We start from the raw sequence: 14,367 nt of genomic DNA, 5'->3' as shown, positions 1-14,367 counted from the left end.
GCCCGTAGCGACCTCGCGTTCATCTTTGTCGTCCCTTCTGCCATGCGGTCCATAGTTGCTTATAGCGGCCACCATAATCTAACAGTTCGTGGTGACTGCCTTGCTCCACCACCCGCCCGTTGTCCATTACGGCGATGCTATCGGCTCGTGCGGCTTGGTCTAGTCGGTGCGCCACTACCAGTGCTGTTCGCCCACGGGTGACCTCTGTCGCGGCTTCTTCCAGAGCTTCCGCCCCCACCGATCCGGCCTCTGCGGTGGCCTCATCCATGATGACGATCTGGGGATCTAAAAGCAATATTCGCGCCAGCGCAAGCTGCTGCGCTGCTACTGGGTCAAGGTGGATTCCCCGAGCGCCAATGACTGTATCTAGGCCCTCCTCTAACTGCGAATACCACTGTGCGCCGACGCGCTGTAGTGCATCTTCCATTTGTGCGTCTGAAGCTTGCGGGGCGGCCAAGGACAAATCTTCGCGCAGGGTTCCTGAGAATACGTGAACCTCTTGGGAAATCATCGCTAAACGCGCCACCCTTTCGGAATCAGAAAGGGCCGATACCTCTACTCCGTCCACCAAGACTGTTCCGGTAGCCGGGACTCGCAGTCCGGCCAAAAGAGCAGCGACCGTGGTCTTTCCTGCACCAGAGGCTCCCACTAAAGCTATGGTGTGCCCAGCGGGAAACTTAAGGTTTATGTCCCTCACGGCCCAGCCGCCGTCTTCGTAGCTGAAGCTCACTTCTTTTAATTCGGCAACTCCACGTGGAGACGGGGCGCCAAAGTCTGGCACCGCCCGTGGCGGATCCATAACCACCCCAACTATCCGAGACAGGGAGGAATAGCCGGATTGAATGGTATCGATTACTCGCATCAATCCCATGAGCGGACCCCGCAAGCGAATGAGAAGGAGCATCGCCGCGGTGACTGCGCCAACGGTGAGCGCCCCAGCCTGCACCACCCAAAAGCTGACGAGCAACCCGCAGGCCAGCATTATTAACTCGATGCCCGTCATCCATAGCTGTAGGACCATCATTGTCCTTCGCGCGGCGTAGCCTTTGTCCACCACCTGTGCGGAGGCACGTTCAATACCGGCATGCATCTGGTTTTCCATGCCAAAGGCGCGCACAGTCTCTCGCCCTCGAATTGCCTCTAGGAGCCTGCGTGCCCGTTCCGCCATGGCAGCGCGTTCGTCGGTATAGCGCTGCGGAGCGCGCTGCAGGTACTGGCGCGCAGCAATGAAATATAACGGCGTAACTGCACCTACTACCAGTAGGTATTGCCAATTGAGGCTGACTAGTGCCACCCCAGTGGTTGCGATGGCGAAGGCAGATTTCGTAAGCACGGGGACGGTCTCGGTTACGGCAGCCGATAGTTCTGCTACATCATCGGTAGAGCGAGAGACCAAATCCCCAGTGCCGGCTTCCTCCACCCGGTGAGTAGGCAGGCGAAGAGCGGTAGAGACCATATCTTCCCGCAAAGCGGAGATCACTTTTTCGCTCAGGCGCGAAAGGACATAGAACCCCGCAGCGGAAAACAGTGCCGAGACCGCGGCCAACAGTACCAGCGAGATACCGATGGGCACAATGGCGCCTTGATCAATGACAGCGTCAACGATCTTTCCCAACAGGATGGGGATCGCTACATTGCTGCCGGCGCCTGCGGTAAGCAAGGCCAAGGCCGCTGCGGCTTGGGGGCGGGCACCGGGGAAGTCGGAAAGCTGGCGGCCCACTTCCTTACGCACTTGGGGCCAGGAGGCCGTAGGAAACCGCATCATAGCTGCGCCCCCACTGCTGCCCACGCCGGCGAAGTGGTGAAGACAAGCGTGGGCTTAGGCCCGCGGTGATGCGCCACCCGCTGGGCAATTTCCTGCTCGGTCACCGAGTCCACGGCGGTTGTGGGATCGGCTAAAACTAGGATCTCCGCGTCCGCCGCAATGGCTCGTGCAAGCGCCACGCGCTGTTGCTGTCCGCCGGAGAGATTTCGGCCGCCTTCTCCCACCTCACGGTCCAACCCGCCCGGGATATCTTCCCCTGCAGCCACGAAGAGGGCTCGTTGTGCACTCGCGCTATCCGGATGAATATTGTCCCCCACGGTCCCCTCAAAAAGCATGGTTTCGTGTGGAACAACCAGGAATCGCTCGCGCGGCAAGAAGACGAGATCCTCTGGAACAGGCTCGGGCACCACGTTGATCCCAGGGGCGAGGGCCGGAACCTGCGGTTCACTCTTCTCCACCCCGGGAGCGGCGAGGACGGCGATAATGCGCTCAGCGCTTGCCTGTGCGGCCGCCCACCGCGAGGCGATGTTGCGGCCCAGCATCGTCATCGGCGTGATAATGAACTGCGTAAGGCCGATGACCGTAATGAGTTCACCTACGCTAATCATGGAGCGCATAGCCATCATTCCTGCACCAATACCCACTGCAATGACATATACCGAGCCCAAAATCTCCGTAGCCGCATTAAGTCGGGCTTGGGCACCATTGGCTTCTACCGTTCGCGCATAGGCGGCACCCGACACCGCGGAATAACGCCTACTCACTGTGGCTACAGCACCCAGGCCCTTAAGGATCCGCAGGCCTTGGACCACATCGGTGGCCATGGAGCTGGCCTTCGCCAACGCCGCTTGGCGGATTCCGGAACGCGTACGCAGAGGCTTTGCCGCGCGCACTGAGCCCCACACCATTAACGGCCCGCCACACAAAATGGCAATGCCTAAAGGCAGGTTAATACGGCTAGCCATGATCGCCACATACACAATGGCGGTGATCTCAGCGACGGGGAAAACCGTCATCATCACCGCATTCTGCACGCGCCGTGCGTCTGTGGAGGCGATGGAAAGCAGCTCGCCGGCGCTGCGAGGCTCGCCTGCGATGCCCCGCGGATCCTGAATCCTATCCGTGATGGCCATGCGAACATCGTGCCCAATTACTAGCATGGCTCGCGCGTTAAGGCCGCGTCCGAACCATGCGGCTATGGCATTAAGACCAAAAGCTGCCCCCAATACCACCAGCCACATGCCTAATCGCTCAACGGATCCTTTCGACACAGCTTGATCAATGGCATGTCCCACGATCACTGGAGTCGATCCGTTAAGCAGAAAAGATACAGCCATGCAGAGTGCGGCCGGCACAGTGAGGGATGGACGAGAAAAGACAGTCTTTAGCAGCCACCTGGGATCTGATGGTGCAGGAAGTGTCCTCATAGGCAGCCATTCTAATTCGGGGTAGGTTAGATGGGCTATGACGACTCGCCGCCCCGATCCCAGCCACTTCCCTAGCTACCGCAAGGCCTCCACTAGACAAGGCCCCGGCTTCCGCGATGCCGCGCAACGCACCGCTTCCGCCCAGGCCTTCCGCCGCGGCGCGAGCACCTATCACGATGTGCGCCCCGGCTATCCGGACGAGGTTTCTGCCCTTATCGCTGACGCCCATACCGTTGCCGATATTGGTGCCGGTACTGGAAAACTCACCGAGTCCCTACCCAATCCTCGGGTTTTGGCTCTGGAGCCTTCCGGCGATATGGCTGGAATTCTCGCAGCCCACCTCCGCCTGCCAGTCCTTCGTGCTACGGCCGAAAACACCGCGCTTGCCGACGCCTCCCTAGACGCCGCCTGCCTCGCCCAAACCTGGCACTGGGTCGACGTGCCAGCCGCCTGCGCAGAGCTTGACCGCGTCCTCGCGCCGGGCGGGAAGATTCTCCTGGTGTGGAACACGCTTGATGTCAACGCGGACCCCTGGGTCCTGCGGCTTTCTCGCATCATGCACTCCGGGGATGTACATAAACCAGGCTTTTATCCGAACTACACGGAGCCGTGGTCTTTAGACCACGAGCTGCGCTTGACCTGGGAGAACGAACTAACCCCGGAGCAGCTTCACCAGCTGATGCACACCCGATCCTATTGGCTACGCAATGGCGAGGCCATCCATGAACGCATGACCCACAACCTGGATTGGTACCTCTACGAGCACATGGAGTTTAAGCCGGGGCAAAAACTACGCATCCCGTACCGCACAGATGCCTTCGTGCTGGTACGGAATTCGGATTAGAGCAGGACCTGCGCCAATAGCGAGCCCACTACGCAGGAGGTGAACACCGAGATGGCGCCAGGGACAAGGAAGGAGTGGTTGATGACGAACTTGCCAATGTGGGTGGTGCCCGTGCGGTCGAAGCCGATGCAGGCCAGGTCCGAAGGGTAGGTTGGCAAGATGAAGTAGCCATATGCTGCGCCATAGAAACCAACGATAATGGCGGGGTCAATTCCCAGCTGCAGGCCGATCGGAGCGATGGCAACCAGGGCGGCGGCCTGGGAGTTAACCAGTTTGGACACGATGACCAATACCACCGCGTAGGCCCACGGGGCGGCCTCCACCACGGACCCGAGGTTGGACTCCAGGGCATCGATATGGGCTTGGAAGAAGGTATCTGCCATCCATGCCACACCAAAGACCGAAAATACTGCGGTCATACCGGCCTTAAACACTGGCGTGGAAGCGATTTTCTTCGGGTCTGGCTTGCAGCTGAGCAGGATGATTGCGCCGGCAACAAGCATGACCATTTGGATAACCAGGTTCATCGAAAGCGGGCTCAACTCCCCATCATCGCCTGGGACGAGCGGGCGCAGGAATTCGAACGCACCGAGTGCCACCACGCTGGCGATAGCCACGAGGAAGATAACCACCGCACGCTTTGCTTCTGGCGAAAATTCCTCATCCATGAGCGACCCGGTGGACTGGTGAATGCTTTCTGCAAACTCCGGGTCCTTCATGCGCTCCTGGAATGCCGGGTCCTCATCCAAGTCCTTTCCTCGGCGCAGCGACCACAGCGAGGCAAGAATGACACCGGCAAGCGAGGCGGGCATAGCCACCATGAGAATCTGCGGAATAGAATAGGCGTGATCGATAGCGCCGGCGTTTTCCGCGATGATGGACGCTAGGGATACGGTGGCCACAGACACTGGCGAGGCCGTAATACCCATCTGAGCCGACGTCGATGCCACAGCCATGGGGCGCTCTGGGCGGATGCCCTTCTTCAGGGCAATATCCTCGATGATCGGAAACATCGTGTACACGACGTGACCCGTACCGCACAGTACCGTCAGGAACCAAGTGGTCAGCGGCGCGAGGATGGTGATGCGCTCTGGGTGGGCGCGGAGAAACTTCTCGGCAAATTGCATCATCACTTCTAGACCGCGCGCCTGTTGCAAGGTGGCGGCGCAGCCGATGACCGCAATGATGGTCAGCATCACGGATACCGGCGGCTCGCCCGGGGCGAGGCCGAAGACAAAAACCATGAGCATCAAACCGATGCCGGAAATAAGTCCTAATCCGATGCCACCATAACGAGTGCCCAATAGCAGGGCGCTGAGGATGATGATGACCTGGAGCACGATGGCCAGAATTGAATCTGGCGCAATTACGCTGGCTAGCATGCTGAGCCTTCCATCACGAGAGAATGATTAACTGGTTATATCCTATCCGGCCCCACATAACCGGACATAAACGGAAAGGCGAGCGAATTCTCACACCGTGTCCGGTGTAAAAATCGCTCGCCTGGATGCTATAATCCCAGCGTAACGGGCATACTGCTAGCGCTTCTTTCCGCGCCTCTCCCTCACTCGCACTGCGATTCGGATAGGCGTTCCGTGGAAGCCAAACCGCTCGCGGAACTTGCGCTCAAGGTAGCGGCGATACGCCGCATCCAAGAAGCCCGTCGTAAACAAGACGATGGTCGGCGGCTGAGTCGAGGCCTGCGTGGCGAACAATACGCGCGGCAGGCGGTTATTCTTCATCGGCGGCGGGTTAGCCGCGATAGCCTCACGCAGCCAGTTATTCAGCTGGCCCGTGGACACACGCTGATCCCAACTTTCCAGTGCCTCAATCATGGCCGGCTCCAGCTTCTGCAGCGCGCGGCCCGTTTCCGCAGAGATATTCACACGCGTAACCCACGGCAAGTGGCTCAGCTGCTGATCAATCTCGCGGTCCAGGTAATAGCGGCGATCCTCATCCATGAGGTCCCACTTATTAAATGCAATCACCAGTGCCTTACCCGCCTCGAGCACCATATTGAGCACGCGCTGGTCCTGCTCGGAGATCTCCTCAGAGGCGTCGATAAGCATGATGCAGACCTCAGCAGCATCGATTACGCCGCGGGTGCGCAAGGACGCATAGTACTCATGCCCCTGCGCATTCTTTACCTTCTTGCGCAGGCCTGCGGTATCAATGAACTTCCACAGCTGCTCATCCAATTGCACTAGCGAGTCCACCGGATCCACGGTGGTTCCCGCGACGTTGTCGACCACGGAACGCTCCTCGCTGGTGAGCTTATTCAGCAGCGAGGACTTGCCGACGTTAGGCTTGCCCACCAATGCGACGCGGCGAGGTCCAGAGGTAATCGCGGTCTGCCGAGGCTCTTCAGGGAAGACCCGCAAAATCTCATCGAGCACGTCCGCACCACCGCGGCCATGTTGGGCGGATACGGGCCACGGATCGCCCAAGCCCAAGGCATAAAATTCCGCCATATCCGCGTACTGATTATCGGAATCGAACTTATTCGATACCAAAATCACTGGCACAGGCGATTTCTGCAGGCGGCGGGCCATGACCTCATCCGTCTCCGTGATGCCCACCTTGGTGTCCACCACCATAACGATGACATCGGCAGTTTCCATGGCGACTTCTGCCTGGCGGGCAATCGCGGCATGGATCCCCTTCACGTTGGGATCCCAGCCGCCGGTGTCCTGTACCAAAAAGCGCTGACCGTTCCAGTCCGCAACGTAGGAAATTCGGTCACGAGTAACGCCTGGGTGGTCCTCTACCACCGCTTCGCGGCGGCCAAGGAAACGGTTAACCAAGGAGGACTTACCTACATTTGGGCGCCCGACTACGGCCACCGTGCACAATGCTTCCTCGGTGTGATCATCGGACTCCACGCCGAAGGCGCGGGAGAGTTCTTCCCACTCCTCTTCACTCAGAGGCTCTTCTGCGTGCGCATCGTCGCCATAATCGGCCTCACCAAATTCCGAGTCATCGAAGTCATAGTCGAATTCCTCGGTATTGAAATCATCGGCGGCCCAACCAGGAGAGGCTTCTACCACCTCATCATCGAACTTACCGGCTGGGTAATGAAACTGAGTCTCCGACTCTTCCTGGGGATCGTGATTAGTCATTGACAGACTCCTTTACCACGTTAATTAGAGCTTGCAGAACATCCTCTGGGCTCATATTGGAAGTATCGACTAGGGTTGCGTCTTCCGCTGGGCGCAGTGGTGAGGTCTTGCGGGAAGAATCCGCAGCGTCCCGGCGCTGGACATCCGCAAGTACCGTCTCGTAATCCGAAGCGATGCCCGCCTTTTCATTCTGGGCTTGGCGGCGCTGAGCGCGGACCTCGGCAGAGGCAGTCATGAATGCCTTTGCGGGGGCGTCGGCAAGCACCACAGTGCCAATGTCGCGGCCTTCTACAATCGCGCGGTGAGCCTCGCGGGCAAGCTTGCGCTGCAGCGCAACCAGATTCTCGCGCACCTCCGGAATGGCAGATACGGCGGAAACGTTACGGGTGACTTCGTCTTCTCGAATGACGCGCGAGACGTCCTCACCGCCGAGGAGAACCTCGGTGGAGTCCGGGTCATCGGATACCCCCAAGGGCAGATTAGCCGTAGCCGCAATAACCGCGGCGGTATCAGCAGGGTCGATGCCATTGCGCAACACGGCAAGAGTTGCCACACGATACATAGCACCGGTATCGACATACTTCGCGTCCAATTGCTTGGCCAAAGCGCGGCACGTGGTCGACTTTCCAGTTCCAGATGGGCCATCCACGGCGAGGATGAGACCCTCATTCGGCATATTAGAAATCATTACATCTCCACCGCCTTGTATAGGCTAGTCAGCTCGCTGGAATTAAGGGCACGCAGACCGCCAGGCTTCATATCACCCAGCTGAACCGTATGTAGCTTGGTGCGCACCAGGCGCTGCACGGGGAAGCCCGCTTCCTTCAACATGCGGCGCACGATATGCTTGCGGCCTTCATGCAGCTCAAGACGCACCAGAGAATACCCCTGGTTGGTATCTACTACCTGTGCAAAGTCGGCCTTTGCCAGTCCGTCCTCCAGCTCGATACCTGCCTTGAGTTGGCGCACAAGCTTCCTATCTGCCTCGCCCAATACTGTCGCGAGGTAGGTCTTGGTTACCTCGTACTTAGGGTGCATCAAGCGGTTGGCCAACTCGCCATCATTGGTGAGGATGAGCAGGCCTTCCGTATCGGCGTCGAGGCGGCCAACGTGAAAGAGGCGCTGGCCAGCTGCGACCCTTTCTGACACCACGTCACCCACACACGGGCGCCCTAGGTCATCAGACATGGTGGACTGCATTCCGCGCGGCTTATTGAGCACAAAGTATTCGTGCTCCTCATTGACGTTGACGCGCACGCCGTCTACTCGGATGACGTCAACGGAGGGGTTTACCTTGACGCCTTGCTTGACGATGATCTTGCCGTTGACCTCAACTCGGCCGGCATCGATGAGGATTTCTGCGTGGCGGCGGGAAGCGACGCCCGCCTTGGCGAGAACCTTTTGGAGGCGCTCTCCCTTGGGCTTGTCTTCATCGACCAGCCAATCGGCGCCCAATTCGCGGGCTACGGATTCTGCGGTAGCCTTCTGCTTTTTCTTTGACACATGCTGGTGACGGGCCGGCTTGGCATTGGAGACAATGATGTCACTGTCTCGCTGCTTCTTATCCGGTGTGCCGTCACGGCGAGCGGGAGGAGTCACGTACGTGTCCTTTTCTCTCGAAGATATGAAATTACCTGGGCAATCCTACCCCACGCTAGTACTCTTCGTCGATCGCCTCTACGTCAGGCAACAGCGGTGCCAAGTCTGGCAGGCGCTCCAAAGAATCGATCCCCAATAACTCGAGGAACAATTCTGTCGTCTCGTACCGGTGCGCGGCGCCCTCAAAATCATCCTGCGGCAACTCCCGGACCAATCCGCGCAGGTTAAGGGTACGCATCACGCCATCAACGTTGACGCCACGAACCGCCGCCACCTGCTGGCGAGTAACGGGCTGGCGATAAGCCACTACCGCCAAAGTCTCCAGAGCAGCGCGGGAGAGCTTGGTTTGGGCACCATCCAAGAGAAATTCTTCTACCGCACCGGCATTTTCGGTGCGCGTATAAAAGCGCCACCCCTCTTGGGTCTCGCGCAGGTCAATACCGGAACCGCGACTATCCAACTCGCGCTGAATAGAACGCAAGCAATCACTAACGACGTCCGTTTCCGCCCCCAGCGCACGCGCCAATGACTCCACAGAGGCTGGAGAGTCGAGCACGAGCAATATGGACTCAAGACGGGAACGCAACTGCGAGATGAGGGGAAGATCCATAGCGCCCGAGTTTACTGGAGAAGAAAAAGTCGCTGAAAATTCTCCAAATCACTTTCGCTCCCTACTGTGACTCGGCTAACATACTGTCATGGAAACTATTACTCGCACTGACAGACTCATCCTCATCCCGCTGTCCGCCGCTAATACCGAAGAGACCCACAAGGTCTACAGCGACGGACGTATCTGGAACCACCGTCCCAATGGGCGTTTTGCTGACATCCGCACCACGCGTGCACTCGCACAAGCATCCTCCGAGTCGTGGGACGCCCACCACTTCGGGCCTTGGGCCGCGTATATGCGCCACAACCCTTCGGAATTCGTCGGCGTCGGTGGTGCCATCTTCGTCGACGAGGCAAACTTCTGGGACATCAAATACCGCCTGCGCCCCGCCCATTGGGGTGCAGGTTTTGCCACAGAGATCACCACGGCAGCAGTTAAATGCATCCGTCAAGTGGACCCTGACTCACCGATCACGGCCCGCGTAACCACAAATCACCCGGCGGCCATCCGAGTCATCGAAAAGCAAGGGCTCCAACAGGTATGGGAAGGGCGCCGCATAGGCACCGAGGACCACCCCGAGGAACCTGATGTACGCGTCTACTCCGACCGCGAGCTCTCCCCCGAGACGCTGGAATTCATCCAGCAGCGCCCTTAGTCCCAGTTCGCTGCGGCAACTACCGCTGGGTCAACATCCAGGCCTGTCCACGAGAGGTCCAGCTGACCCAGCGCTTCTTCTTGTTGCGCGTCGACCGCCTTGGCTTTGTACAACTCCAACAGGGCCAAGAAACGCCCCACTACCTGCATAGAAACCGTACAGTCGCGGGTTAGCGCACCGAAGCTGGTCCATTGACCTGCGCCGAGTAGCTTGAGTGTTTCCAAGATCTTGCCGGCCTGCTCTGGTACCGATACTGCTACGGCGTGCACGTGACCGGTTGCCACCTCCTCCGGTGGCTTGGGACGGAACACGCCCGCAGCTAACTCGGCAAAGCTGGCCGGCGTATGGCCGAGCGAAACTGGAGGCAAAAGTTCAGCAAACTTCTCCTCGATGGAAACCGCGCGCGGATAGCTGCGCTGCGCCTCGCGCTGCCACACGGCGAATTGGTCCGCTGCTTGCTTATAAGCCTTGTACTGCAACAGACGGGCAAAAAGGAGGTCGCGCGACTCCAGCAGTTCTAAGTCTTCAATATCGTCGACGTCACCGCGCGGCAGTAGCCGCGCCGCCTTCAAATCCAAGAGCGTAGCTGCCACTAGCAAAAAATCAGTGGTCTCATCCAGATCAGCGGACTCTCCCAGCTGGCGTGTATACGCCACGAATTCGTCCGTCACTTCTGACAGCGCAACGTCAGTCACGTCCATCTTCTTGGACTGAATGAGCTGCAATAGCAGGTCAAATGGGCCTTCAAAATTCCGCAGTGCAATGCGAAAGCCCGTAATCTCCGGCTGGGTCACGATACCTTAAACGGTCGAGCGCTCGATGACCTCTTTGGCCAAGTTCCGGTACTGCTGTGTGGCCGGGGAGTTTGGTGCCCAGGTAGTAATCGGCTCGCCGGCTACCGAAGTCTCTGGGAATCGAACGGTCCGGGTAATGACGGTGTCAAAGACCTTATCGCCGAAGTAATCCACCACTCGGGACATAACTTCCCGGGCGTGCTTGGTCCGGCGGTCAAACATGGTCACTAGGATTCCCATGACCTCGAGGTCAAAGTTAATGCGATCAGAAACCTTTTCCACGGTATCGGTCAACAGCGCCAAACCGCGCAGGGAGAAGAACTCACACTCCATAGGGATGATCACACCCTGTGAGCAAGCAAGGGCGTTGACGGTAAGCAAGCCCAAGGAAGGCTGGCAATCAATAATGATGAAATCATAATCGCGGCGCACCGGACGCAGAGCCCGGGCAAGGGTGTGCTCGCGACCGACTTCATTGACCATCTGAATTTCTGCGGCGGAAAGGTCGATATTTGCCGGCACCAGATCCAAGCCCGGTACACCGGTGTGCTGGATAGCGGAATGAATAGAGGTGTGACTATCGAGCATCACGTCATAAATGGTGTCCTCGATATCATCATGCGTGAGACCAAGGCCTGCCGACAGCGCTCCCTGGGGGTCAAGGTCAACCAAGAGGACTTTACGGCCATACTCCGCCAAGCAGGCGCCCATATTGATGGTAGAGGTGGTTTTACCGACGCCACCCTTTTGGTTACACATCGAAATAATGGTGGCCGGCCCATGCTTCTCCAAGGGTGCGGGTTCCGGTAGCTCACGGATAGGACGACCGGTCAGCCCCACCTCTACGTCAGAGGCAGAAAAGAGACCCTCTTCGCTCACAGTCACACCTGCTTCCTTGACGCCAAGTTCCGGACCATGACACTTGGCTTAGGGTTGATTACAACGTTGTCATTAAAGCGTACCCGCTACAGTCCAAAAGTACCGAGACTTAGTTTATATCAAGCGTTTAGCGTTGACTAGAACGGCGTTTGAGGATTGCCACTAGAGCTATGAGTGCGATGAGCACCGCTGCGGCTGCCCCTCCTATAATCCACCCTAGATATGAGCCGCCGTCTTCTTCTTTGGGTTCCTTTTGCTGGCGCTCATCGAGGTTTTCCGCGACGGATTGATAGTTGGGGTCCTGTAGGGTGACGATGAGTGCGGCCCCAGAACCGTCATTGCGCAGCAACTGCATAATAAAGGGATTATCAGGCGCTTCGCCTTCCGGATAGGTCAGCGTGAGGGTTCGAGAAGAGGCATCCACGTCACGCTCTACGCCTTGGATGATATTGCCCTCGCCATCAAGGTAGCGCAGCGTGACGTCGTTTTCTTGCGTGTCCTTGAACTGCTGGTAAAGGTCATAGGCCTGCTTGAGGCCCATCTTCGCGGTAATAGTATTGCCTTCGATTTTGGATTCAAGGTTGACGTATTCCGCACCTTCAAGATTGGCTTCCCCGGCAGGCTTACGCTCCGGCTTTTTACCTGGAATAACCGGCAAGTTGCTATTTTCTTTCGACGGCGCGGGCTTGTCAGCTCCACCCTCGGCATCTTTTCCGGCTGGCGCCTTGCCACCTTGAGCCGGCTTATCAGAGCCCGGATCCGGCGCTGGCGCTGGGTTCGGGCCACCTTCCGCGCCGTCAATTTCTTCCTGAATGTCTTCCTGAGCGACCGACCCATCGGCTACCAGCGTCAGGGTCGCATTCATACCTTGGGCAGAAACAGGAACCGAGACTTGGCCGCCTTCAGCTGGGGCGGTGATGGTAGCGGAGGTACCAGAGGCAGATACATTCCACCCGTCGCCGGAGTAGCTAGCTTCGGCCGGCACGGGCAAGCTTACAGTCGTGGTCTGACCGGCAGGAACCGAAATGGGAGCAGCAATAGCAGCTTCTACTTCCGGCGGCAGCTGCGCGTGTGCCACCGCTGGGAAAAGCAATGCGGAAGATAGCACCGCACCAGCTATACGAGTTGAAAACATAGTGGTCCTTTCTTAAGCACGAGGATGAGCAGTGCGCCAAACCTCGCGCAAGGAATCGGCAGTGACGTGAGTATATATTTGCGTTGTCGTCACCGAGGAATGTCCCAGCAATTCTTGCACGGTGCGCACATCAGCGCCGCCTTCAAGCAGGTGCGTCGCAAAAGAATGCCGCAAGGTATGCGGAGAAATGGACTTCCCCACTTGCGCCCGCTGCGCTGCCGTCTTCAACACAGTCCATGCACTTTGCCGCGATAAAGCCCCACCGCGGGTATTGAGAAACAGCGCCGGCGTCTTACCTTTGCTCAGCGCTGGACGAGCTCGCACCAAGTAGGCATCGAGAGCCTGGCGGGCATGCGAGCCCACGGGCACAACCCGCTCTTTGTCTCCCTTGCCCCGAAGGCGTATTACCTCCTGCACGGAGGAGACGTCATCAACGGTAAGGGAGATAATTTCTGAGATTCGCGCGCCGGTGCCATAGAGCATCTCCAGCAGGGCACGGTCGCGCACATCTACTGGGGTCTCAGTAGGGGTCGCTTCAATGAGGGCGGTGACCTCGTCAACCGATAGTGTCTCAGGCAAATGCTGCCCAGTTGACGGAGGGGTTACCTCAACCGCGACATCGACGTCCACTACGCCTTCTGACACGGCAAATTTATGCAGTCCGCGAGCAACGATGAGCGCTCGGTTGGCTGAGGACACCGCCATGTGTGAGCGCAGGTCTTTGAGATAAGCCTCCACCATCGGTCGCGTCACCGACTGCAGATCCTCTACCCCGTTATCCCTCAGCCAGGCAAGGTAGCGGCGGACATCGCGGCGATAGTTGCTCAACGTATTGGCAGAAACGCCGCGCTCGACTACTAGATGATTAAGCCACGTCTGCGCTATGTTTTCGAGCGCACTCACAGCTGCTTTAGGTCCGCGCCCGTGCGGCGGGAGCTCATTGAGGTAGGTCGAAGGTCGAACGGCTCCTCCACGCTGCGGGTCTGCTTGCCGCCGCGCAGCACCGCGTAGGCCGCCAAGATACCGCTGCAGGCGATGGAATTGACGATGTCACCGCGCAGTACCTTGTCGACGGCCTCGTCGAGGCCCACCCAGGCGACTTCCATATCGGCCTCTTCATCCCCGGTAGCCTCCATCCGGGGGACGTCGGAAAGCCCCGAGGCGAGGAATACTCGGACTGCTTCCTCGCAGAAACCCGGAGAGGTCACAAGGTCCGTCAGCACGGACCACGTCTGCGCGCTTAGGCCGGCCTCCTCCTGCAACTCACGCTGGGCGCCGGTCAGCTCATCCTCACCGCGTACGTCGAGCAATCCCGCTGGCAGTTCCCACAGGCGCTTTCCCACGCTGTGGCGGTACTGATACACCATCGCAATACGCTCGTCTGAGTCCACTGCCACGACGGCCACAGCACCTAGGTGCTCGACTACTTCCCGGGAGGCAGAAACGCCACCGGGCATGACTACCTCGTCGCGGCGGAGGGCGAGAATGGGGGCTTCGACAAGCAGCTGCGAATCAAGCACCTTAAAATCATGCGCCATGG

The 14,367-nt window shown here is 58.5% G+C and carries 14 protein-coding genes; 2 read left to right on the top strand and 12 right to left on the bottom strand.

The window, feature by feature from the left end; all coding sequences use genetic code 11:
- Nucleotides 1–19 precede the first annotated feature (19 nt).
- Together QP909_RS05485 and QP909_RS05480 are read right to left on the bottom strand one after the other, a co-directional pair.
- Complete coding sequence (locus tag QP909_RS05485; RefSeq protein ID WP_284766585.1) at nt 20–1,762, bottom strand: ABC transporter ATP-binding protein; 1,743 nt, start codon at nt 1,760–1,762, stop codon at nt 20–22.
- Nucleotides 1,762–3,102, bottom strand: coding sequence for an ABC transporter transmembrane domain-containing protein (locus tag QP909_RS05480; protein WP_350309217.1), 1,341 nt, complete (start codon nt 3,100–3,102; stop codon nt 1,762–1,764). The genes QP909_RS05485 and QP909_RS05480 overlap by 1 nt, the downstream gene beginning before the upstream one ends.
- A 127-nt stretch (nt 3,103–3,229) precedes the next feature.
- On the opposite strand from QP909_RS05480, the gene QP909_RS05475 reads away from it, so the two are divergent.
- Nucleotides 3,230–4,036 (top strand): class I SAM-dependent methyltransferase, encoded by an 807-nt coding sequence (locus QP909_RS05475; protein ID WP_284766443.1) that lies wholly within the window; start codon nt 3,230–3,232, stop codon nt 4,034–4,036.
- Here the strand turns inward: QP909_RS05475 and QP909_RS05470 are convergent.
- The 5 genes from QP909_RS05470 to scpB all read right to left on the bottom strand — a co-directional run bounded on the left by QP909_RS05470 (nt 4,033) and on the right by scpB (nt 9,364).
- On the bottom strand, nt 4,033–5,418 hold the full coding sequence (locus tag QP909_RS05470) for an anaerobic C4-dicarboxylate transporter (protein WP_284766442.1): 1,386 nt from the start codon (nt 5,416–5,418) through the stop codon (nt 4,033–4,035). The two genes, QP909_RS05475 and QP909_RS05470, sit on opposite strands and share 4 nt — an antisense overlap.
- Nucleotides 5,419–5,574: 156 nt before the next feature.
- Entirely contained in the window at nt 5,575–7,155 is a 1,581-nt protein-coding gene (gene der / locus QP909_RS05465) for a ribosome biogenesis GTPase Der (protein ID WP_049378105.1), read from the bottom strand.
- Nucleotides 7,148–7,843, bottom strand: coding sequence for a (d)CMP kinase (gene cmk, locus QP909_RS05460; RefSeq protein WP_284766441.1), 696 nt, complete (start codon nt 7,841–7,843; stop codon nt 7,148–7,150). The genes der and cmk overlap by 8 nt, the downstream gene beginning before the upstream one ends.
- Nucleotides 7,843–8,754 carry a pseudouridine synthase gene (locus tag QP909_RS05455; RefSeq protein ID WP_284766440.1) on the bottom strand — a complete coding sequence of 304 codons (912 nt, stop codon included), beginning with the start codon at nt 8,752–8,754 and terminating at the stop codon, nt 7,843–7,845. The genes cmk and QP909_RS05455 overlap by 1 nt, the downstream gene beginning before the upstream one ends.
- Before the next feature lie 55 nt (nt 8,755–8,809).
- Complete coding sequence (gene scpB / locus QP909_RS05450) at nt 8,810–9,364, bottom strand: SMC-Scp complex subunit ScpB (RefSeq protein WP_284766439.1); 555 nt, start codon at nt 9,362–9,364, stop codon at nt 8,810–8,812.
- An 88-nt stretch (nt 9,365–9,452) separates the two neighbouring features.
- On the opposite strand from scpB, the gene QP909_RS05445 reads away from it, so the two are divergent.
- Entirely contained in the window at nt 9,453–10,019 is a 567-nt protein-coding gene (locus QP909_RS05445) for a GNAT family N-acetyltransferase (protein ID WP_284766438.1), read from the top strand.
- Here the strand turns inward: QP909_RS05445 and QP909_RS05440 are convergent.
- The 5 genes from QP909_RS05440 to QP909_RS05420 form a co-directional block, all read right to left on the bottom strand.
- The gene (locus QP909_RS05440; protein ID WP_005324675.1) at nt 10,016–10,813 is read right to left on the bottom strand and encodes a segregation and condensation protein A; all 798 of its coding nucleotides are present in this window, start codon (nt 10,811–10,813) and stop codon (nt 10,016–10,018) included. The two genes, QP909_RS05445 and QP909_RS05440, sit on opposite strands and share 4 nt — an antisense overlap.
- A gap of 6 nt (nt 10,814–10,819) precedes the next feature.
- The gene (locus QP909_RS05435) at nt 10,820–11,692 is read right to left on the bottom strand and encodes a ParA family protein (RefSeq protein WP_239278878.1); all 873 of its coding nucleotides are present in this window, start codon (nt 11,690–11,692) and stop codon (nt 10,820–10,822) included.
- Between the two features lie 127 nt (nt 11,693–11,819).
- Nucleotides 11,820–12,827, bottom strand: coding sequence for a hypothetical protein (locus tag QP909_RS05430; protein ID WP_284766437.1), 1,008 nt, complete (start codon nt 12,825–12,827; stop codon nt 11,820–11,822).
- A 12-nt stretch (nt 12,828–12,839) separates the two neighbouring features.
- Complete coding sequence (xerD, locus tag QP909_RS05425; protein ID WP_284766436.1) at nt 12,840–13,730, bottom strand: site-specific tyrosine recombinase XerD; 891 nt, start codon at nt 13,728–13,730, stop codon at nt 12,840–12,842.
- On the bottom strand, nt 13,727–14,365 hold the full coding sequence (locus QP909_RS05420) for an NUDIX domain-containing protein (protein WP_284766435.1): 639 nt from the start codon (nt 14,363–14,365) through the stop codon (nt 13,727–13,729). The genes xerD and QP909_RS05420 overlap by 4 nt, the downstream gene beginning before the upstream one ends.
- Nucleotides 14,366–14,367 lie beyond the last annotated feature (2 nt).

This window comes from Corynebacterium sp. MSK195, assembly GCF_030228885.1.
Lineage (GTDB): Bacteria > Actinomycetota > Actinomycetes > Mycobacteriales > Mycobacteriaceae > Corynebacterium.
This window is presented reverse-complemented; position numbering and strand designations above follow the sequence as displayed.

Bases quoted from the DNA above. Each gene is read 5' to 3' on its own strand.
- QP909_RS05470 (WP_284766442.1), bottom strand. From the start codon at position 5,418: ATGCTAGCCAGCGTAATTGCGCCAGATTCAATTCTGGCCATCGTGCTC.
- QP909_RS05445 (WP_284766438.1), top strand. From the start codon at position 9,453: ATGGAAACTATTACTCGCACTGACAGACTCATCCTCATCCCGCTGTCC.
- QP909_RS05420 (WP_284766435.1), bottom strand. From the start codon at position 14,365: ATGGCGCATGATTTTAAGGTGCTTGATTCGCAGCTGCTTGTCGAAGCC.
- QP909_RS05480 (WP_350309217.1), bottom strand. From the start codon at position 3,102: ATGGCTGTATCTTTTCTGCTTAACGGATCGACTCCAGTGATCGTGGGA.
- QP909_RS05430 (WP_284766437.1), bottom strand. From the start codon at position 12,827: ATGTTTTCAACTCGTATAGCTGGTGCGGTGCTATCTTCCGCATTGCTT.
- cmk (WP_284766441.1), bottom strand. From the start codon at position 7,843: ATGATTTCTAATATGCCGAATGAGGGTCTCATCCTCGCCGTGGATGGC.
- QP909_RS05485 (WP_284766585.1), bottom strand. From the start codon at position 1,762: ATGCGGTTTCCTACGGCCTCCTGGCCCCAAGTGCGTAAGGAAGTGGGC.
- scpB (WP_284766439.1), bottom strand. From the start codon at position 9,364: ATGGATCTTCCCCTCATCTCGCAGTTGCGTTCCCGTCTTGAGTCCATA.
- der (WP_049378105.1), bottom strand. From the start codon at position 7,155: ATGACTAATCACGATCCCCAGGAAGAGTCGGAGACTCAGTTTCATTAC.
- QP909_RS05475 (WP_284766443.1), top strand. From the start codon at position 3,230: ATGACGACTCGCCGCCCCGATCCCAGCCACTTCCCTAGCTACCGCAAG.